The sequence below is a fragment of the Sphingorhabdus sp. genome, from assembly GCF_044354325.1.
In the GTDB taxonomy this organism is placed as follows: domain Bacteria; phylum Pseudomonadota; class Alphaproteobacteria; order Sphingomonadales; family Sphingomonadaceae; genus Sphingorhabdus_B.
In genome coordinates this window covers 1-20,855 of record NZ_JBILAF010000025.1, presented here as the reverse complement: position 1 = coordinate 20,855, position 20,855 = coordinate 1, and the positions used below count along the sequence as shown (strand labels likewise).

The following is a 20,855-nucleotide window of genomic DNA, read 5'->3' as shown; positions in this document are numbered from 1 at the left end:
CCATTGATCGGCCAAGGCCAACATTGCCCCGTCCATATTTTCCACTTCAACGAGAAACCGTGTAATTCCCGCGCGGAAAAGCGTTTTAATCTGATACTCCACGAGTGAACCGCCCGCCAACTCAGTATTTGGCTTGTCCGTAGGCGCTCGCGACGCGGACACGTCACCACCGGTAACGGAGAGCAGCGCGACAGAGAGCTTTTCGGGAATGCGCGTGGACACCATAGGTCAGATATGAAGATTAGATGTCTTTTGCCAATCAAAATCTACAAAAATGGATCAATCATTGCGCAATGAAATGTTCGATTTCGCATATTGCTTTGTTGAGTTTGCGAATGACGACAGGATCACCGGGCGCGCCTTTTCTTGCTTCGTCAGCCAGCGTCATGAGATGTATTGCGCCAAAGCTTGCCGCCAATCCTTTTAAACGCCAGCTGGAATACTGCCAATTTGCGTCGCAACGCGACCGCGACAACAGACTGATTTGGCGCTTTACGCTCTCGACGAAAGACGCACGCAGTTCCGCCATTAAGGATGCGTCATCCCCCACTGCAGCCTTTAACGCTGTGTCAAATGCTCCATAATCCATCGACATTTTTCGGGGTTACAACACATAATGTTAAGTTTACGTTTCTCTGTCGCAATAATATGGTAATTAAGGGATTATGACCTCTCGTTCTAAAATCGTCGGCTTGACGCAGCATATCTCAGACCAATCTTCGCACGACAGTGTCGCGGCGGAAACGCATGCGACGGGGGATTCGCTTCCCGATGCTGTCGACACAGCGAATTTTGAAGATGCGTTTGACGTTGAACAGCCGCGGCGTAGTGTTTTGGCATTTGTGGTGCCGACAGTGCTACTCCTTGCATTTGCGGGTTGGACTGCATTTTTCGGACTGACCTATTGGGCTGAGGCGCAAGCAGGCCTCAGCAACAATCGCATTGTTGAACTCATTGTGCGTTGGGCCGTTCCCGCATTGTTGATCGCCGTGTCTTGGTTGTTGGTGATGCGTAACAGCAGCCGGGAAGCAACCCGATTTGGTAACGTCGCAGCGTCGTTGCGCAACGAAAGCGTTTTACTGAGCCAGCGGATGCGCACCGTGAACGAAGAAATCGCGTTGGCCCGCGAGTTTTTGTCGCAAAATGCGCGCGATCTCGAGTCGCTTGGACGCCAGTCGTCCCAAAAATTGATGGAGTCAGCCCAGGTCCTTACCGCGGCGCTCGCCGATAGCGACCAAAAAGCAAAGACACTTGAGACTGTAAGCCAATCCGCAAACACAAATCTCGAGCAGCTCCGCAAGCATTTGCCAGTTGTTACAAGCGCAGCGAAAGATGTGACCAACCAGATCGGAAGCGCTGGCAACAACGCCCAGATGCAGATCAAATCGCTCATTGCGACTTTGGAGCGCGTTCGCGATGCCGGCAAATCGGTTCGCGATTATGTCGATGGCGTTGAAGTGCGCGCCGACGACATGGCTGTTAAATTGGAGCAGTCGCTGAGCAGCAGTGCAAAACTGCTCGACATGCGGAGTGCAGAGGCGCTTGATCGGAGCGCCGAAATGGCGACGTTGATGGACAGCGCAACGCAAGCCATGTCCAGCGGTATCGCGCAGGCATCGGGCGATATCGGCGCGATCCTCTCCGTTAGTCAGGAACAGATTCAGTCAAGCCTTTCCGACTTGCGTAAGGCACTTGGCGACGTTGGTAGCCAGACCGATCAGGAAGAGGCGCGCATCCGTGCCATGATTGCCACGATTAGCGCGCACATTCATTCAAGCGCACAACAGATTTCGGAAGTTGACCGCGTTGCGACCGACCAAACATCCAAACTGGCCTTTGCCGTATCCGCCTTGGGCGAGAGCACGCGCACAGTTGGTTCGGCGCTGACAGACAATCAACTTGTCACTCAACAGCTGATTGACCAGTCCCACAAGCTGCTGGAGTCGCTTGGCACGGCGAACCATGAAATCAGCGAGACAATTCCTGCATCTATGGATGTCCTCAGCGTGCAATTGGCCGATGGCGTCGCCCAGATAAAGTCCGCTTTGTCGAACGCAGAATCGCTCGAGCAATTGAGTGGCAGCATGCTTGAGAAACTGAACGGTCTGGAGCAGATTATTGCGACCCAGCGCGACTCTGTGGACGCACTGATGACGCAGAGCGATGCCCATTTCGCCGCCCGCCATGACCAAGTCGATGCACTTGGTTCGTCGTTGCGACAAACACAATCGCTGCTTCAGGAAATGTCGGATGAGGCAAATGGCCAGCTAGTGACCGCATTGCTGCGTGTCCGCGAATCCACCCGCGCTGCAGCGGAAAGCAGCCGGAAGATTTTGGATGATGAACTCGCGCATATCTCCGATCAGCTGACCGAACAAAACCGAACGGCTCTTGCCAATGCGTTGGATGCGCAAGTCGCGTCGATGAATGCTGCCGTTCAGGAAGCGATTGAGCGCAATGTAGAGCTATCCGAAGCTGCGACCGGTCTGGTCGTCAAACAACTGGCTGAGCTGGGTGAAATGACGACCACTCTTGAAGGCCGCATTGCCGATAGCAAAAACAGTTTTGAATCGGTGCAAGATGACAGCTTCGCCCGCCGCATGGTGCTGTTGACCGAATCGCTCAACTCAACGGCCATCGACGTTGCGAAAATATTGTCGAACGACATCACTGACACGGCATGGGCGTCCTATCTCAAGGGCGACCGAGGCGTATTTACGCGCCGTGCCGTGCGCCTTATCGATTCAAAAGAAGCAAAAATCATCGCCAATCATTATGGCAACGACAGCGAATTCCGCGAACATGTGAACCGCTATGTGCACGACTTTGAAGGCATCATGCGCCTGTTGCTCAGCACACGTGATGGTAATCCCATTGGCGTCACGCTGCTGTCGTCCGATATTGGAAAGCTATATGTTGCGCTGGCCCAAGCGATCGAGCGGCTTCGGAAATAAGCCTTAAACAGGCCGATGTATCAGCCAGTCAAAACTGTGGCGGTCGACCCAGCCATAGACATAATTGGCGTAATATAGCCCAAAGAGCGCTGCGGATAACAATGTTGTCCGCAAAAGGATGGTGCGGGGTTGGAAGTTCCCAGGGGCGCTGTCGGCTTGTCCTGGTACCTTAGGCAGCCCCAATTCTTCATGCGTACGCACGCCGATGGGAAGGATGACAAACGCGGTCATCACCCAAAAAAGCGCGTAAATCGCTATAATTGATGTCCAGCTCATGCGGTCTCCAATATCATCACATCAACAATTGGTTTTTTGCCGGTCCAGCTAACGGCAACACGGCGAACGGCCAAACGAACGGATTCGCGCAGCTTTTCATAATCGCCTCGATTGTCTTTAATCGCCTTTACCGCAGCGGTAGTGGCTTCGTCGATAAAATCATCCAGATCTTCTTCGATGGGAACGCCATGCAAACGGATTTCCGGACTGCCCAGCAATTTGTCATTCGCACCAAGCGCGAACGCGACTGAAATCAATCCGTACCACGACAGACGCCGGCGTTCGTTCAACGTGGCGCCGTCCGCCGCAATGATAGTGTCACCATCTAGGATAAGGCGCCCAGTACGTTCCTTGCCAATCGTCTTCGGTTCGCCGGGTGCCAAACGCACAACGTCACCATTTGACTGCACAACAGCCTTTGGAACGCCATGCGCGCGCGCGAAACGGGCTTGCTCTGCCATGTGCCGGCGCTCGCCATGCACTGGGACGAGGATTTCAGGTCTAATCCAGTCATATAGAGCCGCAAGCTCCGGCTGCCCCGGGTGACCCGATACATGGACATGTGCCTGCTTTTCGGTGACCGTCAGAATGTTGCGCTCGGCCAGCTTGTTCATGATGATGCCAATGGCGATTTCATTGCCCGGGATCTGCTTGGACGAGAAGATGACGGTGTCCCCCTCCTCCAGCTTCACCGGATGATTTCCTTCGGCAATGCGCGCCAGCGCAGCACGGGCTTCGCCCTGCCCGCCAGTCGCAACGACCATGACTTCATGACGCGCAAGGCTATCGACGCTTTCCATATCAATGGTTTTGGGCAGGTCTTTCAAATAGCCATTGGCCTGCGCTGCCTCAAGGATACGGTGCAAAGACCGACCCGCAAAGCACAAGGTTCGACCGCTCTCGCGCGCGACTTCGCCCAAGGTCTGCAATCGCGCCGCGTTGGACGCGAAAGTTGTAACAACAACCCGCCCCTTGGCGGCCTTGACGGACTTTAGTAGGTCGTCCTTCACGCTGCCTTCGCTGCCGCTATGTTCAAGATTGAAGACGTTGGTGGAATCGCACACCATCGCCAATACACCTGTGTCCCCAATCGCGGTTAGCGCGTCGGCGGTCGTCGGGCGACCCAAAACAGGCCGTTCGTCCAATTTCCAGTCACCGGTATGGAAAATCTTGCCGTAAGGCGTGGTGATCAAACAGGCGCTCATTTCAAGGATGGAGTGCGCCAGCGTCACAAATTTAAAATCGAATGGCCCCATGGAGAATGCGCCTTCCATGGGAATGACATTCAGTTCCACAATATCCGCGATGCCTTCTTCTTCAAGCTTGCCGCGAACGAGCGTTGCTGTGAAAGGCGTCGCGTACAACGGCACGCCGAGGTCCGCGGCAAAATAGGCCACCGCACCAATATGGTCTTCATGACCATGCGTCAGGACGATGCCCAAAAGGTCTTTTTTCCGCTTCTCGATAAATTCCAGATCTGGAAGTACGAGGTCAACGCCGGGATACTCTGAATTGGCAAAAGTGAGGCCAAGGTCGACCATTACCCACTTGCCATCGCAACCATATAAATTGACGTTCATGCCAATTTCATTTGACCCGCCAAGAGCAAGGAAAAGCAGTTCATTTTTTGGGGTCGTCATTATGTTTTTTCTCTATTCCTGTACAAAAGCGCCAGCCCCCGCAGCGTCAAATCGGGTTCTACCCGGTCAAATAAATGGCCATGTTGCTGAAACAAGATTGCCAAACCGCCGGTCGCAATAACCGATACCGGTTCACCAATTTCATTCTTCATTCGGGCAATCATTCCCTCGATCATTGCCACATAGCCCCAATAGATGCCAATCTGCATTTGTCCAACAGTGGTTGTGCCAATGACACTTTCATTCGGCGGTGGTTCGATTGCAATGCGCGGCAGCATGGCCGCTGCGCCATATAAGGCATCAAGCGACAGATTAACGCCCGGCGCGATGCTTCCGCCGTGATAAGAGCCATCGGGGCCGATATAGTCAAACGTCGTCGCCGTGCCAAAACTGATCACGATCTTATGCCCGTCTGCGAGCGCATGTGCCGCAATGGCATTCACGGCGCGGTCTGCGCCAACCGATTTCGGTTCCGCAACACGCAGCTGAATGCCCCACCCAACAGCGCCGCGCCCAGCCACAAGTGCTTCACAGCCAAAATAGCGCGTCGCCAACAGCTGTAGATTGTGCAGCGCGCGCGGCACGACGGTCGCGATGATTACGGCATCGATATCCGAACGCTTGTACCCCGCCATTTGGATGAGCTGATCCAACCAGACCGCATATTCATCGGCAGTGCGGCGTGCGTCTGTGGCGATGCGCCAGCGGTGCAATATCTCGCCGCTGTCATCGACCAAAGCAAACTTCGCGTTGGTATTACCCGTGTCTATTGCGAGCAACATCGCCCACCCCTTTAAACTAGAAAAACATCTGCTGCGTGAATGGCACGAATTGCGCCGTCCGCCAAGCTAAGCCGCAGCGCACCTTGATCGTCCAATCCTTGGAAAAGCCCATGCAGTTCCTCTCCATCCGGCAATCGTGCCGACAGCGCTGTTCCGCGGGGATGCGCACATTCTTCCCACTGCCGGATAATCGTGCCCGTGCCCGACAGCCGCCAGATCGCCAGGTAGCGTGCAAAGGCATCCGCCACGATTTCCACACTCGACTGCGCGTCGGGTGGTGTCGCGCCAAGCGTGCGTAAGTCTGACACCTTGCGGTCAAGATTTTCCGGATGCCAAACCAGGTTCAGCCCAATGCCAACAATGACCGCATCGGCCGATCGTTCCAACAATATCCCACACAATTTCGACCCATCGCGCGAGAGAATGTCATTTGGCCATTTCAGAGAAATGTCGACATGCGGTGCGATCTGCCGGATGGCGTCGAACACGGCCAATGCTGTTACAAATGCCAGGCTGGCTGCCGCAGGGTCGGTATCGCGCAAACGAACGATCGTGCTTGCGAACAGATTGCCCTTTGGACTTTCCCAGCTGCGGCCGAGACGGCCTCTGCCGCCGTCCTGCGCATCAGCGCGAAGCCATAATCCTTCGGGAGCGCCCTGCGCAGCGCGCGTCAACAAATCCGCGTTCGTTGACCCAGTGAGCGCAACCTCTTCAAATATCAGCGTCAGAACAGCGCCTTTGCAGCAACCGCAGTCCAAACGCCGAGCGCTGGAATGGCAAAATACCCAAGCGGCGAGTTGGCCGCGGCAAGAATGCCACCGGTCCAGACCAGCACCTTGTCATCGCTTTGGGCGATCACATCTGCCGCATCATCAAAGTACATCACTTTGACAACCTTAAGGTAATAGAATGCGCCAATAACCGAAGCCGAAATGCCAATAACGGCCAATGGCAGCAGGCCTGCGGCGACAGCGGCATTAAATACCACCAGCTTACCCCAGAAACCGAACAATGGCGGAATGCCCGCGAGGCTGAACATGAAGATGGCAAAGGCCGCGGCAAGCGCCGGGCGCGTCTTTGACAAGCCAGCGATATCGGCAAATTCTTCCCGATAGTTGCCGTCTTTGTCCTTGAGTTGCATCAAGCACACAAATCCGCCCAAGGTCATGGCGACATAAATAGTCAGATAGACAAGCATGGCGGCAATGCCCTGCTCGGTTCCGGTGGCAAGCCCGATGAGGATGAAACCGACATTGTTGATCGAGCTGTACGCCATCAGGCGCTTGAGGTTTTGCTGACCGATTGCGCCAACCGCGCCGATGATGATCGACATCAGCGCCACCGCAATAATGATTTGCTGCCACACGAGAATCTGCGAACCAAATGCCTCAAGCACAACGCGCATCAACAAAGCGATGGCCGCAACCTTTGGTGCGCTCGCAAAAAATGCGGTGACCGGCGTTGGTGCACCTTCGTAAACGTCGGGCGTCCACATATGGAATGGCGCGGCACTGATCTTGAACGCCAATCCGGATAGGATGAACACGATACCAAAGATCAGGCCAAGGCCGACTTCCTTGTCCATCGCGAGGCCGATTGCGGCAAAGCCTGTCGATCCAGCAAAGCCATAGACCAAGGATGCGCCGAAAAGCAGCATACCGCTCGCAAGAGCGCCAAGGACGAAATATTTGAGGCCGGCTTCCGCCGAACGGCCATCCGAGCGCACGAAGCTGGCCAGAACATAAGCCGAGAGGCTCTGAAGCTCCAGACCGATATACAAGGAGATCAGGTCCGTCGCCGATACCATAATGCCCATACCGACGCAGGAGAGCACGATAAGAACCGGATATTCAGCGCGCATTGCGCCTGCTTTCTCCAAGAACCGCGGGGCGATGGTCAGAGAAACAGCCCCAGCAATGTAAATTAGCAGCTTGGAGAAATTGCCAAAGGCATCATTCACCATCAAGCCATCAAAGGCCGAGGCGCTGGCGCCCGAACCAAGCGAGCTGGCGGTGAAGGCAGCGGCGGCACCTAGAGCCGCAACAGCCAATATGCTGATGAGGCGTCCGGCCTGATCCATCCATGCAGCCAACAAAAGCAAGGCAAGCGCGGAGAAGCTGAGAATGATCTCAGGACGCACCAAGGAGAGCGAAGCATTAAGTTCCATTATTAATGGCTCCCCTCAGCCACGTCTTTTTTAGGTTCATCAACAACGCGAAAGCGCGCTGTGGTCGGGTCGACGGCCATCAATTTACTGTCGCCAGCTGGAGCCGCCCGTTCGATACGTTCAACAATCGTCGCAACATCGCGGCGAATGGGGGCGAGGAATGTTTCGGGATATACGCCCATCCACAACACAACGACCGCAATCGGCGCAAGCAACCACATTTCGCGGCCATCAATATCCTGCATCGCGGCGGCGTCTGCATTGGCCTGCGGCCCGAATGCGATCCGGCGATAAAGATACAGCATATATCCAGCGCCAAGGATGATGCCCGTTGTCGCAATCAGCGTGGCCCAAGTGGACACCTTATAGGCACCCGCAAGGCTCAGAAACTCACCGACAAAGCCGCTTGTTCCGGGCAAGCCGACGCTGGCCATGGTAAACAGCATGAACAGCAATGCATATTTGGGCATATTCACGCTGATGCCGCCGTAACGGCTGATTTCGCGTGTGTGCAGACGGTCGTAGATCACGCCAACGCAAAGGAAGAGCGCGCCAGATACCAAACCGTGGCTGAGCATCACGATGATCGCGCCTTCAATACCCTGTTGGTTAAAGGTGAAGAGGCCAACCGTCACAATCGCCATGTGGGCGACCGACGAATAGGCGATCAGTTTTTTCATATCCTGCTGCACCAGCGCCACCAGCGATGTGTAAACAACCGCGACCATCGACAGGCCGAACACCAAAGGAATGAAGTCGGCGCTCGCCTCTGGGAACATCGGCAAAGAGAAACGCAGGAAGCCATAACCACCCATTTTCAGCAACACGCCAGCCAGAATGACCGAACCCGCCGTTGGTGCCTGAACGTGCGCATCGGGAAGCCATGTGTGCACGGGCCACATCGGCATCTTGACCGCAAAGGATGCAAAAAATGCCAACCACAACAATGTCTGCGCCTGCACAGGGAAATCTGTGTTGAGCAACGTCGGGATGTCTGCGGTGCCAGCAAACTGGATCATCCACAACATCGCGATCAGCATCACCACCGACCCAAGCAAGGTGTAGAGGAAGAATTTGTACGACGCGTAAATGCGGTCCTGACCACCCCAAATACCAATGATGAGATACATCGGGATCAAACCGGCTTCGAAGAAGATGTAGAACAGCAACAGGTCCTGCGCCGCGAACACGCCGATCATCAGCGTTTCCATCAACAGGAAAGCCGCCATATATTCGCCAACGCGCTTCTGAATGCTGTTCCAGCTTGCGCCGATGCAAATGGGCATCAGGAACACCGACAGCATGATGAGCGTCAACGAAATACCGTCAATGCCAAGTTTCCAGCCAATCGGGCCGAACAACTGCGCGCTTTCGGTGAACTGCCACTGCGCGCCTGCGGGATCATAGCTGATCCACAGCACCACACCGAGAATGAAGTTGACGAGCGTCGCACCAAGCGCAATCGGGCGCGCCAATTCCGCACGAACGAACAAGCACAATGCAGCCGCCACCATTGGAATGGCGAGCATGATTGAAAGGACAGGCATATCTGCGGCGTTCATTATGTTCTCACCATCATCCAGCTAACCGCTGTGACAAGGCCCAAAAGCATCACCAGCGCATATGTATAAAGATAACCCGACTGCATTTTAACCGCGAGCTTGCTGCCAAAGGAAACTACAGCAGCCGAACCGTTCGGCCCAAACCGGTCGATGATGCCGATGTCGCCCTGCTTCCAGAACAGGCGTCCAAACCAGAACGCCGGGCGGACGAAGACTGCATCATATAATTCGTCGAAATACCATTTGTTCAGGAAGAAACGGTACAATGGTGCAAAGGCAGTCGCCAAGCGCTGCGGCGCATCTTTCGACTGCTGATACATCACAAAAGCAACCAACAATCCGGTCAGCATGGCCACTGTCGACGACAGCTTCACCCACATTGGAACCTCATGCATGGCGTGCATCAAATGTTCGTTGAAGAACAATGTGCTGTTCGCCCAAAATGCTTTGCCGGTTTCGGCTTCAATGAAGCCTCCGTGGAATACAAAACCAGCGAAAATCGCGCCCAATGTCAGCACGCCCAGCGGAATGAGCATCGGTAGCGGGCTTTCATGTGGATGATAGCCAGCGGTACCGTCATCGTGCCCGGCATGGGCATGGGCATGGGTATGTTCATCATGATCGCCATGGTCGTGCATCGCATGTTGAATATGCTCCGACTGTGCCCAACGCGGCGTTCCGAAGAATGTGAGGAACATCAGGCGCCAGCTGTAGAAGCTGGTCAACAGAGCAGCGAGAACGCCAATGCCAAACGCATACATATGGAAGGTCGAGTGGCTCGCAAATGCGGCTTCGATGATCGCATCCTTGGAATAGAAACCAGCGAACCCGCCGACGCCAACAATACCAACGCCGGTAATCGCCAAAGTGCCCGCCATCATGGCCCAGAAGGTCAGCGGGATATGTTTCCGCAAACCGCCATAATAACGCATGTCCTGTTCATGATGCATCGCGTGGATGACTGAGCCCGCGCCAAGGAACAACAAAGCCTTAAAGAATGCGTGCGTGAACAAATGGAACATCGCCGCGCCATATGCGCCCGTGCCCGCGGCAAAGAACATATATCCAAGCTGCGAGCATGTGGAGTACGCAATGACGCGCTTGATGTCGGTCTGCACCAAGCCAACGGTCGCTGCAAAAATCGCGGTTGTTGCGCCGACTATCGTCACAACGTCGAGCGCAAACTGGCTTGTTTCAAACAATGGCGACAGACGGCAAACCATGAACACGCCGGCGGTAACCATCGTTGCCGCGTGAATAAGCGCCGACACGGGTGTCGGACCTTCCATCGCGTCGGGCAGCCATGTGTGCAGGCCCAACTGCGCCGATTTGCCCATCGCGCCGATGAACAATAATATGCACAGCAAGCTCATCGTATCGACGCGGAACCCAAGGAAACCAATGCTTGAGCCGACCTTGTCAGGTGCGGCCGCCAAAATGTCCGGAATGGACACCGTGCCAAACAACCAGAACACGCCGAAGATACCCAGCATGAAGCCAAGGTCGCCAACGCGGTTCACGACAAATGCCTTAATCGCGGCGGCATTCGCGCTTGGTTTTCTGTACCAAAAACCAATCAACAGATAAGACGCAAGACCGACCCCTTCCCATCCAAAGAACATTTGGACGAGATTGTTGGCGGTCACGAGCATCAACATCGCGAAGGTGAACAACGACAGATACGCAAAGAAGCGCGGCTGATCGGGGTCTTCTTCCATATAGCCCCAGCTATACAGGTGAACGAGCGCGGAAACGGTGGTGATAACCACCAACATCACTGCTGTCAGCGCATCAACGCGCAATTCCCAATCGAATGACAAATCACCCGACTGGACCCAGTTCATCACCGGCGCGACATAAGCGGTTTCGCTGCCGTTGAGAAAGCCGATGAAAATCGGCCAGCTCAGCAATGACGCCGTGAACAGGCCAGCTGTGGTAATCGTTTTGGATGCAACCGCGCCAATAAAGCGTTGGCCAAGCCCCGCAACGAGCGCAGCCAAAAGCGGCAGAAAAACAATGATATGGATCGAAGTCACTGGATGTTATCCCTTCATCCGGTTGACATCGTCAACGGCAATGGTGCCCCGGCCACGGAAGTAGATGACCAATATGGCAAGGCCGATAGCCGCTTCACCCGCAGCCACCGTCAGCACGAACATCGCGAAAATCTGGCCGGTAAGGTCGCCCAGAAAGACGCTGAACGCAACGAGGTTGATATTTACCGCCAGCAAAATGAGCTCGATTGCCATCAAGATGATGATCACATTTTTGCGGTTCAGGAAAATGCCCAGCATACCCATGACAAACAGAATGCTGCTCACCACGAGATAATGTTCGATACCAATCACAACTCGATCCCCTGCCCTACCGGTTGATTGACATTGCGCGTCGCGTCTTCGGGACGGCGCTGTACCTGGCTGCTGATGCTCTGGCCGCGCGTGCCATGGCTCTTACGATGGGTAAGAACAATCGCGCCCACCATGGCCACCAAAAGAATGAGGCCCGCGGTTTCAAACATGAACACATATTTGCTATACAATAGGCCGCCAATAGCTTCGATATTGGGAACAGCCGCCGACACGGTAGCTGCACCCGCCTCTGGCGTGCCCAATGTAACTGCACCAGCCTGATATGCACCAATGCCAAGCACGAGCTCTGCGGCGAGAACAACGGCGAGCAATAACCCAAGCGGAACGTTTTTCACAAAACCCGCGCGCAGTTCGGCGAAGTCGTTGTCGAGCATCATGACCACAAACAGGAACAGCACGGCGACTGCGCCAACGTAAACAATGACGAGCAGCATCGCGATAAATTCCGCGCCGATCAGGACCATCAGTCCAGCGGCGTTAAAGAACGCGACGATTAACCACAGCACGCTGTGCACGGGGTTGCGCGCAAAGATGACCATCGCGGCGGACGCGATGACGATACTTGCGAAAATATAGAATGAGACGAGTTGGATCACGATGGGCCGCCCTTAACGATAGGGTGCATCGGCGGCAAGGTTCGCGGCAATTGCCCGTTCCCATTTCGCGCCGTTGTCGAGAAGCTTGGCCTTGTCATAAAACAATTCCTCGCGTGTTTCGGTTGCAAATTCGAGGTTTGGTCCCTCGACAATTGCATCCACTGGGCACGCCTCTTGGCAGAAACCGCAATAGATGCACTTCGTCATGTCGATGTCATAGCGCGTCGTGCGGCGGCTGCCATCTTCGCGCGGTTCTGACTCGATGGTGATTGCCAAGGCGGGGCACACCGCTTCGCATAGCTTGCAAGCAATGCACCGCTCTTCCCCATTGGGGTAGCGCCGCAAAGCATGCTCTCCGCGAAAACGCGGGCTCAACGGGTTCTTTTCGAACGGATAGTTGATCGTCGCCTTTGGCTTGAAGAAATATTGCAAGGTCAACCAGTGCGCCTTGACGAATTCCCAAAGGGTAAAGGTTTTGATGAGATGCGCGATGCTGGTCATGCGAAATGTCCTGTGAACATAAGATAGCCGCTCACCAAAAAGACCCAGAACAGCGAGATTGGCAGGAATACCTTCCAACCCAGACGCATCAATTGGTCATAACGGTAACGCGGTACAGTCGCCTTCACCCAAGCGAAGACAAAGAACATCAAAAGGATTTTGGCGAAGAACCAGATAATGCCGGGAACGGCATATAATGGTGCCCAATCCACTGGCGGCAAATATCCACCCCAAAACAGAATGGCGTTGAGCGCGCACATCAACAGCACATTGGCATATTCGCCGAGCCAGAACAAAGCGAACGCCATCGACGAATATTCGGTCTGGTAACCGGCGACCAGCTCGCTCTCCGCCTCGGTCAAATCGAAAGGCGCGCGCGCGGTTTCCGCCATGGAGCTGATGAGGAACATGATAGCGATCGGGAACAGCAACGGGTTGAACGCATAAGCGTTGATGAAGCCAAAGATATGGCCCCGCTGGCCCTCTACGATGCCGCCCACATTGAATGTACCGGCCCAAAGGACGATGCAGATCAGAATGAAGCCAATAGAAACTTCGTACGAAATCATCTGTGCCGCCGCACGCATGGCGGAATAAAACGGATATTTGGAGTTGGATGCCCAACCGGCAATGACCACGCCATATACGCCAAGGCTGCTGATCGCGAGAATATAGAGCAAGCCAACGTTGATGTTGGACAGCACAACGCCGTCTGCAAACGGAATAACCGCCCATGCCATCAACGCGACGGTGAAGGTGATAATCGGCGCAATCAGAAACAGCCCGCGGTTCGACGCGCTCGGGATGATTGTTTCCTGCAAAAACACCTTAAGTCCGTCAGCAAACGACTGAAGGACGCCGAAGGGACCAACCACGTTGGGACCACGGCGAAGTGCAAAAGCTGCCCATAACTTGCGTTCGGCATAAATGATGAGGGCGACGGCCAGCATCAGCGGCAATGCAATAAGCAATATGCCCGCGATGGTTGCGGTGAACCATGCGGCTTCGTAGCTCATCCCAAGGGTTTGGAAGAAGGATGTCATTCCGCTGCCTCCAGATATTGCGTGCCGTGCACCAGTTCTGCCGAGCACCGCTGCATCGTTTCCGACGCGCGGCAGATTGCGTTGGTCAGGTAGAAATCCTTAATCGGATAATCGGCGATCTTGCCATTTACGGCTGAAGACAATGTGGGTTCAGACCAGCCATAATCGGCAAGGCCTTCGACACCCAATGCAGGGACAGCGTTGAACATTTCAACGCGGAGCGCTTCGAGGCTATCAAACGGAAGGCGCTTACCAAGCACATCTGACAAGGCGCGGAATATCGCCCAATCTTCACGCGCATCGCCGGGTGGGAACACGGCGCGTTCCCCGCGCTGCACGCGGCCTTCTAGGTTGACGTAGGTGCCGGATTTTTCGCTGTACGCTGCGCCTGGCAAAATGACGTCAGCATGATGCGCGCCATTGTCGCCATGGTGGCCGACATAAACTTTGAAGCTGCCCGCAAACAGGCTGTAATCAGCTTCGTCCGCCGCGAGGAAGAACGCTAGCTTGGGCGCCTTGGCCGCCAACGCCTTGATACCGCCATCATGCGCATATCCAAGCATCAGTCCGCCCATACGCGCCGCAGCAAAGTGCAACACGTTAAAGCCATTCCAGCCATCCCGGACGAGCTTATATTTCGACGCAAACGCCAATGCCGCGCCATGGACGCCTTCATAACGCAGTGCGCCGCCGCCGACGATAATCGCTGGGCGTTCTGCGGCCTTCAACGCATCGGCAAGTGCCTTCGGCGCCTTGGCCAGCGCGCTCAAATCATCGCCGAGCCATTCAACCTTGTAGGTCAAATCCGTTACTGGCCCGATGGCAAACACCTTCGCACCGCGCTTGCGGATGGCTTTTTGAATACGCGTGTTCACCAAAGGTGCTTCACGGCGCAGGTCGCTGCCGACCAACAAGATCACGTCCGCATTTTCAATGCCCGCGATGGTGGTGTTGAAGTTTACGGCCGACAGCGATGACGTATCGTACGCTAGCCCCGTTTGACGGCCCTCAAGCATTGACGCACCTGCAAGCGCGCGCGCCGCAAACATCGTTTCGCAATCAACCTGATCGCCCGCGATTACCGCAGCATCGCCGAACCAATTGGCCTTGATTGCGTGAAACGCTTCGGCCCAGCTGGCTGCAACAAGCTTCCCATCCTTGCGGATATACGGCTTGTCCAAACGACGATGCGTAAGGCCATCCACGGCGTGGCGTGTCTTATCTGACGCCCATTCTTCGTTCACATCATCATTGATGCGTGGAAGCGCGCGCAATACGGCGCGGCCCCGGCTATCGAGACGGATGTTGGTGCCAACCGCGTCCATCACGTCGATGCTTGGCGTCTTTTTCAATTCCCACGGGCGTGCTTCGAAAGCATAAGGCTTCGACGTCAGCGCACCCACCGGACACAAGTCAACGACATTACCCGAAAGCTCGCTCTGCATGGCGTGCTCCAGATAGGTCGTGATCTGCATATTCTCGCCGCGACCAATCGCGCCGACTTCTTCGATGCCAGCGACTTCTTCCGTGAACCGAACGCAACGTGTGCACTGGATGCAACGTGTCATCGCCGTTTTGACGATTGGGCCCATATATTTTTCGGTGACCGCACGCTTGTTCTCTTCGAAACGCGAAGCCCCGCGACCATAAGCCACGCTTTGGTCCTGCAAATCGCATTCACCGCCTTGGTCGCAAATCGGACAATCCAGCGGGTGATTGATGAGCAGGAACTCCATCACCCCTTCGCGTGCCTTTTTGACCATCGGGCTGTCGGTCTTGATAATCTGCCCTTCGGTGGCAGGCAGCGCACAGCTTGCTTGTGGCTTTGGCGGCCCAGGCGCAACCTCGACCAAGCACATGCGGCAATTGCCCGCAATGGACAGCCGTTCATGATAGCAAAAGCGTGGAATTTCCTTCCCCGCCATCTCACACGCCTGAAGCACAGTCGCGCCTGCAGGAACTTCGAGTTCTAAACCGTCTACGGTGACTTTAGGCATTATTATTCTGCTGCCTCCAACATATCGTCGCCCTTGGCTTCATGGATGCGGCGTTCCATCTCTGGACGGAAATGCTTGATGAGGCCCTGAATTGGCCAAGCAGCGGCATCGCCGAGCGCACAAATTGTGTGGCCTTCAACCTGCTTCGTAACATCATACAGCGTATCAATGTCGCCAATCTCGGCATTGCCCGTGCGCATCTTTTCCATGACGCGCCACATCCAGCCAGTGCCTTCGCGGCATGGCGTGCATTGGCCGCAGCTTTCATGCTTATAGAAATAGGACAGGCGCGAGATTGCGCGAACGATGTCGGTCGACTTGTCCATAACGATGACCGCTGCGGTCCCAAGGCCAGAGCCGACGACCTTACAGCCATCAAAATCCATGGGCACGTCCATCATCATGGCGGCAGGCACCAAAGGCACCGACGAACCACCCGGGATGACGGCGAGCAAATTATCCCAACCACCGCGAATACCGCCGCAATGCTTTTCGATCAGCTCGCGGAATGGAATGCCCATTTCTTCTTCGACAACGCATGGCTTTTCAACATGGCCGGAAATCTGGAACAGCTTCGTGCCATGGTTATTCTCACGGCCAAAGCTTTTGAACCACGCCGCGCCGCGACGCAGGATGGTTGGGACGACCGCGATGCTCTCGACATTGTTCACCGTCGTTGGGCAGCCATAAAGACCTGCGCCTGCAGGGAATGGCGGCTTCAGGCGGGGTTGCCCCTTTTTGCCTTCAAGGCTTTCGATCATCGCGGTTTCTTCGCCGCAGATATAGGCGCCCGCGCCGCGATGGACGAATACGTCAAAGTCATAGCCTGACTTAGCTGCATTCTTGCCCAGCAGCCCGGCTGAATATGCCTCTGCCACAGCTTTTTCGAGGACCTTGGCTTCGAAGATATATTCGCCGCGAATGTAGATATAGGCCGCCCGCGCGCGCATCGCAAAACCGGCGATCAACGCACCTTCGATCAGCTTGTGCGGATCGTGACGAATGATTTCGCGGTCTTTGCACGAACCGGGCTCAGATTCATCGGCATTGATGACGAGGAAGTTTGGACGTTCGGGCGTCGGTGTCTTGGGCATGAAGCTCCACTTCATACCGGTCGGGAAGCCAGCACCACCACGACCGCGAAGTCCGGACGCCTTCACTTCTTCGATAATGGCGTCTTGTCCGGCCTTCATCAAATTGGCAGTTTTGTCCCAATCGCCACGCGCCTGCGCAGCTTTCAAGCCAAAATCTTGATAGCCGTACAGGTTGGTAAAAATGCGGTCTTTGTCAGCGAGCATTAGCCCAAACCTCCAAGAAGAAACCATGCGCCGCCGGCAATCAATAGCGCAATGACGGCAAGTTTAATGATGCCCTTGAGCAGTTTCCATGCCGCGAACGCAGCGACAAGAACGCCGATGAGGGGGAGAAATTCCATCAATACTCTCCCCGATAATCATGGTTCTTATCAACCATCGCCTGCAAAGTCGTGGCGCCGCCATAAGGTTCAACCGTGTGGCGTCCGGGCAACTGTGTGCCGACCTTTGGCTGCTTCCCATCCGACAAGTCCTGCAAAATCGCGGTCATGCTGTCGTAATCGAGATCTTCGTAATTATCGTCGTTAATCTGAACCATCGGTGCAGAGGCGCAATTGCCCATGCACTCAACTTCGTTCAGCGTGAACATGCCATCGGGCGTTGTTGCGCCTTTAACGAGGCCCCGGTTCTTACATGCCGCCATGATATCGTCCGAGCCGCGCAACATGCACGGCGTGGTGCCGCATACTTGCACATGGAAACGGCCGACGGGCGCGAGATTGTACATGGTGTAGAAGGTCGCGACTTCATATGCGCGCATATATGGCATGCCGAGATAGCTTGCGACATATTCGATCACGGGAACCGGCAACCAACCTTGCGTTCGCGTTTCTTCGCCCACCTGACGTTGCGCCAGATCAAGCAGCGCCATCACCGCAGATTGCTGACGTCCGGCGGGGTAGCGTCCGATGTACATGTCGGCCTTTGCCTTATACGCTGGCGAAAAGGCGAAGCTGCTCCATTTCGCGCGGGTTTCGGCTTCGTCGGGAATTGCTACTGAATCAGCCACCACACACTCCGTCACCCTGAACGTGTTTCAGGGTCCATTTATCCGCACGCTCAATTTTTGAAATCGAACGCAATGTTTCCGATTCAGTTTGGCCACTGCACGCGCCGGACTGGCTGCACAATGGACCCTGAAACACGTTCAGGGTGACGAATGAAGAGAGCCGAGAATTTGTCATCGCACAAACTCCACGCGCGACACCTTGTCGCCTTCAAAACTGTAGATCGACATAACTTCAAACGGCTCTGCCGTCGCTGAGCGAAACACACGTTCATGCAACGCTACATAATCGCCGAGTTCATAGGCAGTCAGAATTTCTGCACGGTTCTCGGGATATTCGGCAAACATCGCGTTTAATCCCGCCCGCGTGCCTTCCTTGCCGTCACGGACAACGGCACCGCGATAGCCCGCTTCGCAGGCATCATCGGTCATCAGCGACACATAGGCATCTGCATCCTGTGCGTTGTAATACGCGATCATTTGGGTGGTGATTGCCAGCTTGCTCACCGGTCACACTCCCCAAACACAATGTCGAGCGCGCCCAAGATCGCGGTGGTATCCGCAAGCATATGCCCACGGGTCATGAAATCCATCGCCTGCAAATGCGAAAATGCCGTCGGGCGGATTTTGCAACGATACGGCTTGTTGGTGCCGTCAGAAACCAAGTAGACGCCGAACTCGCCCTTGGGGCTTTCGGTCGCGACATAGACGCTGCCGGCAGGAACCTTGAAACCTTCGGTGTAAAGTTTGAAGTGATGGATCAACGCTTCCATCGACTGCTTCATTTCCGCGCGCTTTGGCGGCGAAACCTTGCGGTCGTCGCTGCAGACTGGGCCTTCCGGCATCTGCTGAAGACATTGCTTCATAATGCGCACGGACTGACGCACTTCTTCAACGCGGACCATGAACCGGTCGTAACAATCGCCGCGCGTGCCGACAGGAATGTCAAAATCCATTTTGGCATACACGTCATAAGGCTGGCTCTTGCGGATATCCCACGGAATACCCGCGCCACGGATCATTGGGCCGGAAAAGCCCCATTTGATCGCGTCTTCTTTAGAGACAATCGCGATATCAACGTTACGCTGTTTGAAAATACGGTTGTCGACCACCAATGACATCGCGTCTTCAAACAGACGCGGCATGCGATCATCGAGCCATTCGGCGATATCGGTCAAAAGCTTTAATGGCACATCCTGATGCACACCACCGGGGCGGAACCACGCGGCATGCATACGCGCGCCACTTGCCCGCTCATAAAACGCCATGCAATCTTCGCGGATTTCATACAGCCACAAAGGCGGCGTCATCGCACCAACATCGATAATGTGGTGCGCGATGTTCAGCGTATGGTTTTTGATACGCGTCAATTCGGCAAACAATACACGCAGATATTGCGCGCGGATGGGCACTTCGAGATCGAGCAGCTTTTCGACAGCCAGAACATAGCTATGCTCCATCGCCATCGGCGACGCATAATCCAAGCGATCAAAATAAGGCAAAGCCTGCAGATAGGTTTTATACTCGATCAGCTTTTCAGTACCGCGGTGCAGCAGGCCGATATGCGGGTCTAGACGCTCAACGATTTCACCATCGAGTTCCATGACCAGACGCAGAACGCCGTGCGCGGCAGGGTGCTGCGGACCAAAGTTGATCGTATAATTCTGGATGACTTCATCGCCAGTTGTCGGGGCGAGATCTTGCTGCATGCTCATGCTTTGTCTCCCGTCGCCTTTGGCTTGCGCGCTGTCCGCTTCACCGCTTCTTTGCTCGCAGATTTGTCTGCGCCCGCTGGCGCAGCTGAGCCTTCGCCGGTTTTTTCGTCGCCGGGCAGAACATAATCTGCGCCTTCCCATGGCGAGAGAAAGTCGAAGTTACGGAAATCTTGTGCCAGTTGGACCGGCTCATATTTCACGCGCTTTTCTTCTTCAGAATAACGCAGCTCAACATAACCCGACAGCGGGAAATCCTTACGCTGTGGATGCCCGGAAAAACCATAATCGGTCAAAATGCGACGCAGATCGGAATTACCCGAAAACAGCACGCCATACATGTCGAACACTTCGCGCTCCAACCATCCGGCAACAGGCCAAATGCCGGTAACCGAAGGCACGGGATGATCTTCATTGGTCGTCAAATGGACGCGAATACGGTGGTTCTTGGTCAGGCTGAGCAAGCAATAGACAACTTCAAACCGTGGATCACGGTCAGGCCAGTCAACGCCGGCCATCTCCATCAGCTGCTGATACGCGCATTCGTCGCGCAGCTTGATCATGCATTCAACGAGCGAATCCCGGTGGATATGCACTGCGACTTCGCCATTGGCTTCCTCAATGGATACCAAATTGGAACCCAGCGCCTTGGCGATGGCTGCAATCGTCCCATCGGGCGTGTGAATAAGGGGCGCGGAATGGCTCACCGTTCGATTGTCCCTACCCGGCGGATTTTGCGCTGAAGCTGCATAATGCCGTACAACAATGCCTCCGCTGTTGGCGGGCATCCTGGTACATAAATGTCCACAGGGACAACACGGTCGCACCCACGCACAACGCTATAGCTATAATGATAATAGCCACCACCATTGGCGCAGCTGCCCATGGAAATGACATATTTCGGTTCCGACATCTGGTCGTACACCTTGCGCAAGGCCGGGGCCATTTTGTTGCACAAGGTACCAGCCACAATCATAACGTCCGATTGCCGCGGTGACGCGCGCGGTGCGATACCGAACCGTTCAAAGTCATAACGCGGCATATAGCCGTGGATCATCTCGACCGCACAGCATGCCAAACCAAAAGTCATTGGCCACAAAGAACCGGTGCGCGCCCAGTTGAATAGGTCTTCGGTCGAGGAAACGACGAAACCTTT

At 55.0% G+C, this 20,855-nt stretch carries 22 protein-coding genes; 1 reads left to right on the top strand and 21 read right to left on the bottom strand.

Features of this window, described 5'->3' with window-relative positions:
* Together ACIQ0G_RS04025 and ACIQ0G_RS04020 are read right to left on the bottom strand one after the other, a co-directional pair.
* Positions 1-225 (bottom strand): hypothetical protein (locus ACIQ0G_RS04025; protein WP_397576796.1); only part of this gene is annotated, 225 nt, incomplete at its 3' end.
* A gap of 58 nt (positions 226-283) precedes the next feature.
* Complete coding sequence (locus tag ACIQ0G_RS04020; protein WP_397576795.1) at positions 284-595, bottom strand: Hpt domain-containing protein; 312 nt, start codon at positions 593-595, stop codon at positions 284-286.
* Between the two features lie 70 nt (positions 596-665).
* Between ACIQ0G_RS04020 and ACIQ0G_RS04015 the strand changes: the two genes are divergently transcribed.
* Positions 666-2,954, top strand: coding sequence for a hypothetical protein (locus ACIQ0G_RS04015; RefSeq protein WP_397576794.1), 2,289 nt, complete (start codon positions 666-668; stop codon positions 2,952-2,954).
* Positions 2,955-2,957: 3 nt separating this feature from the next.
* On the opposite strand, the gene ACIQ0G_RS04010 is transcribed toward ACIQ0G_RS04015, so the two are convergent.
* The 19 genes from ACIQ0G_RS04010 to ACIQ0G_RS03920 form a co-directional block, all read right to left on the bottom strand.
* Complete coding sequence (locus ACIQ0G_RS04010; protein ID WP_395628644.1) at positions 2,958-3,230, bottom strand: DUF1467 family protein; 273 nt, start codon at positions 3,228-3,230, stop codon at positions 2,958-2,960.
* Positions 3,227-4,870 carry a ribonuclease J gene (locus ACIQ0G_RS04005; protein WP_397576793.1) on the bottom strand — a complete coding sequence of 548 codons (1,644 nt, stop codon included), beginning with the start codon at positions 4,868-4,870 and terminating at the stop codon, positions 3,227-3,229. Before ACIQ0G_RS04005 ends, ACIQ0G_RS04010 begins: the two co-directional genes overlap by 4 nt.
* A complete protein-coding gene (locus ACIQ0G_RS04000; protein WP_397576792.1) occupies positions 4,870-5,652 on the bottom strand; it encodes a type III pantothenate kinase in 783 nt (260 codons plus the stop codon). The genes ACIQ0G_RS04005 and ACIQ0G_RS04000 overlap by 1 nt, the downstream gene beginning before the upstream one ends.
* Positions 5,653-5,663: 11 nt before the next feature.
* A complete protein-coding gene (locus tag ACIQ0G_RS03995) occupies positions 5,664-6,410 on the bottom strand; it encodes a biotin--[acetyl-CoA-carboxylase] ligase (RefSeq protein WP_397576791.1) in 747 nt (248 codons plus the stop codon).
* A complete protein-coding gene (nuoN, locus tag ACIQ0G_RS03990; protein WP_397576790.1) occupies positions 6,377-7,819 on the bottom strand; it encodes an NADH-quinone oxidoreductase subunit NuoN in 1,443 nt (480 codons plus the stop codon). Before nuoN ends, ACIQ0G_RS03995 begins: the two co-directional genes overlap by 34 nt.
* A 2-nt stretch (positions 7,820-7,821) precedes the next feature.
* Positions 7,822-9,381, bottom strand: coding sequence for an NADH-quinone oxidoreductase subunit M (locus ACIQ0G_RS03985; RefSeq protein ID WP_397576789.1), 1,560 nt, complete (start codon positions 9,379-9,381; stop codon positions 7,822-7,824).
* Positions 9,381-11,417 (bottom strand): NADH-quinone oxidoreductase subunit L, encoded by a 2,037-nt coding sequence (gene nuoL / locus ACIQ0G_RS03980; RefSeq protein WP_397576788.1) that lies wholly within the window; start codon positions 11,415-11,417, stop codon positions 9,381-9,383. Before nuoL ends, ACIQ0G_RS03985 begins: the two co-directional genes overlap by 1 nt.
* Positions 11,418-11,423: 6 nt before the next feature.
* The gene (gene nuoK / locus ACIQ0G_RS03975; protein WP_306062092.1) at positions 11,424-11,729 is read right to left on the bottom strand and encodes an NADH-quinone oxidoreductase subunit NuoK; all 306 of its coding nucleotides are present in this window, start codon (positions 11,727-11,729) and stop codon (positions 11,424-11,426) included.
* The gene (locus ACIQ0G_RS03970; RefSeq protein ID WP_397576787.1) at positions 11,726-12,346 is read right to left on the bottom strand and encodes an NADH-quinone oxidoreductase subunit J; all 621 of its coding nucleotides are present in this window, start codon (positions 12,344-12,346) and stop codon (positions 11,726-11,728) included. Before ACIQ0G_RS03970 ends, nuoK begins: the two co-directional genes overlap by 4 nt.
* Before the next feature lie 12 nt (positions 12,347-12,358).
* Positions 12,359-12,847 (bottom strand): NADH-quinone oxidoreductase subunit NuoI, encoded by a 489-nt coding sequence (gene nuoI / locus ACIQ0G_RS03965; RefSeq protein ID WP_397576786.1) that lies wholly within the window; start codon positions 12,845-12,847, stop codon positions 12,359-12,361.
* Positions 12,844-13,890, bottom strand: a complete 1,047-nt coding sequence (nuoH, locus tag ACIQ0G_RS03960) for an NADH-quinone oxidoreductase subunit NuoH (protein ID WP_395635064.1) — start codon at positions 13,888-13,890, stop codon at positions 12,844-12,846. Before nuoH ends, nuoI begins: the two co-directional genes overlap by 4 nt.
* Positions 13,887-15,887, bottom strand: a complete 2,001-nt coding sequence (nuoG, locus tag ACIQ0G_RS03955; protein ID WP_397576785.1) for an NADH-quinone oxidoreductase subunit NuoG — start codon at positions 15,885-15,887, stop codon at positions 13,887-13,889. The genes nuoH and nuoG overlap by 4 nt, the downstream gene beginning before the upstream one ends.
* A gap of 2 nt (positions 15,888-15,889) precedes the next feature.
* Complete coding sequence (gene nuoF, locus ACIQ0G_RS03950) at positions 15,890-17,185, bottom strand: NADH-quinone oxidoreductase subunit NuoF (RefSeq protein ID WP_397576784.1); 1,296 nt, start codon at positions 17,183-17,185, stop codon at positions 15,890-15,892.
* Entirely contained in the window at positions 17,185-17,322 is a 138-nt protein-coding gene (locus ACIQ0G_RS03945) for a hypothetical protein (protein ID WP_397576783.1), read from the bottom strand. The genes nuoF and ACIQ0G_RS03945 overlap by 1 nt, the downstream gene beginning before the upstream one ends.
* Positions 17,322-17,990 (bottom strand): complex I 24 kDa subunit family protein, encoded by a 669-nt coding sequence (locus ACIQ0G_RS03940; RefSeq protein WP_397576782.1) that lies wholly within the window; start codon positions 17,988-17,990, stop codon positions 17,322-17,324. The genes ACIQ0G_RS03945 and ACIQ0G_RS03940 overlap by 1 nt, the downstream gene beginning before the upstream one ends.
* 171 nt (positions 17,991-18,161) lie before the next feature.
* A complete protein-coding gene (locus ACIQ0G_RS03935; RefSeq protein ID WP_397576798.1) occupies positions 18,162-18,467 on the bottom strand; it encodes a nuclear transport factor 2 family protein in 306 nt (101 codons plus the stop codon).
* A gap of 23 nt (positions 18,468-18,490) precedes the next feature.
* On the bottom strand, positions 18,491-19,696 hold the full coding sequence (locus tag ACIQ0G_RS03930; protein ID WP_397576797.1) for an NADH-quinone oxidoreductase subunit D: 1,206 nt from the start codon (positions 19,694-19,696) through the stop codon (positions 18,491-18,493).
* A gap of 2 nt (positions 19,697-19,698) precedes the next feature.
* A complete protein-coding gene (locus ACIQ0G_RS03925; RefSeq protein ID WP_397576781.1) occupies positions 19,699-20,406 on the bottom strand; it encodes an NADH-quinone oxidoreductase subunit C in 708 nt (235 codons plus the stop codon).
* Positions 20,403-20,855 (bottom strand): NuoB/complex I 20 kDa subunit family protein (locus tag ACIQ0G_RS03920; RefSeq protein ID WP_397576780.1); only part of this gene is annotated, 453 nt, incomplete at its 5' end. The genes ACIQ0G_RS03920 and ACIQ0G_RS03925, both read right to left, overlap by 4 nt.

What these genes read in the sequence shown, in the direction of transcription:
- nuoF (WP_397576784.1), bottom strand. Translation starts at nt 17,185, where the DNA reads ATGCTCGCTGACAAAGACCGCATTTTTACCAACCTGTACGGCTATCAA.
- ACIQ0G_RS03930 (WP_397576797.1), bottom strand. Translation starts at nt 19,696, where the DNA reads ATGCAGCAAGATCTCGCCCCGACAACTGGCGATGAAGTCATCCAGAAT.
- ACIQ0G_RS04000 (WP_397576792.1), bottom strand. Translation starts at nt 5,652, where the DNA reads ATGTTGCTCGCAATAGACACGGGTAATACCAACGCGAAGTTTGCTTTG.
- ACIQ0G_RS03935 (WP_397576798.1), bottom strand. Translation starts at nt 18,467, where the DNA reads ATGATCGCGTATTACAACGCACAGGATGCAGATGCCTATGTGTCGCTG.
- nuoN (WP_397576790.1), bottom strand. Translation starts at nt 7,819, where the DNA reads ATGGAACTTAATGCTTCGCTCTCCTTGGTGCGTCCTGAGATCATTCTC.
- nuoI (WP_397576786.1), bottom strand. Translation starts at nt 12,847, where the DNA reads ATGACCAGCATCGCGCATCTCATCAAAACCTTTACCCTTTGGGAATTC.
- ACIQ0G_RS04020 (WP_397576795.1), bottom strand. Translation starts at nt 595, where the DNA reads ATGTCGATGGATTATGGAGCATTTGACACAGCGTTAAAGGCTGCAGTG.
- ACIQ0G_RS03985 (WP_397576789.1), bottom strand. Translation starts at nt 9,381, where the DNA reads ATGAACGCCGCAGATATGCCTGTCCTTTCAATCATGCTCGCCATTCCA.
- ACIQ0G_RS03945 (WP_397576783.1), bottom strand. Translation starts at nt 17,322, where the DNA reads ATGGAATTTCTCCCCCTCATCGGCGTTCTTGTCGCTGCGTTCGCGGCA.
- nuoH (WP_395635064.1), bottom strand. Translation starts at nt 13,890, where the DNA reads ATGACATCCTTCTTCCAAACCCTTGGGATGAGCTACGAAGCCGCATGG.
- ACIQ0G_RS04015 (WP_397576794.1), top strand. Translation starts at nt 666, where the DNA reads ATGACCTCTCGTTCTAAAATCGTCGGCTTGACGCAGCATATCTCAGAC.
- ACIQ0G_RS04010 (WP_395628644.1), bottom strand. Translation starts at nt 3,230, where the DNA reads ATGAGCTGGACATCAATTATAGCGATTTACGCGCTTTTTTGGGTGATG.
- ACIQ0G_RS04005 (WP_397576793.1), bottom strand. Translation starts at nt 4,870, where the DNA reads ATGACGACCCCAAAAAATGAACTGCTTTTCCTTGCTCTTGGCGGGTCA.
- nuoG (WP_397576785.1), bottom strand. Translation starts at nt 15,887, where the DNA reads ATGCCTAAAGTCACCGTAGACGGTTTAGAACTCGAAGTTCCTGCAGGC.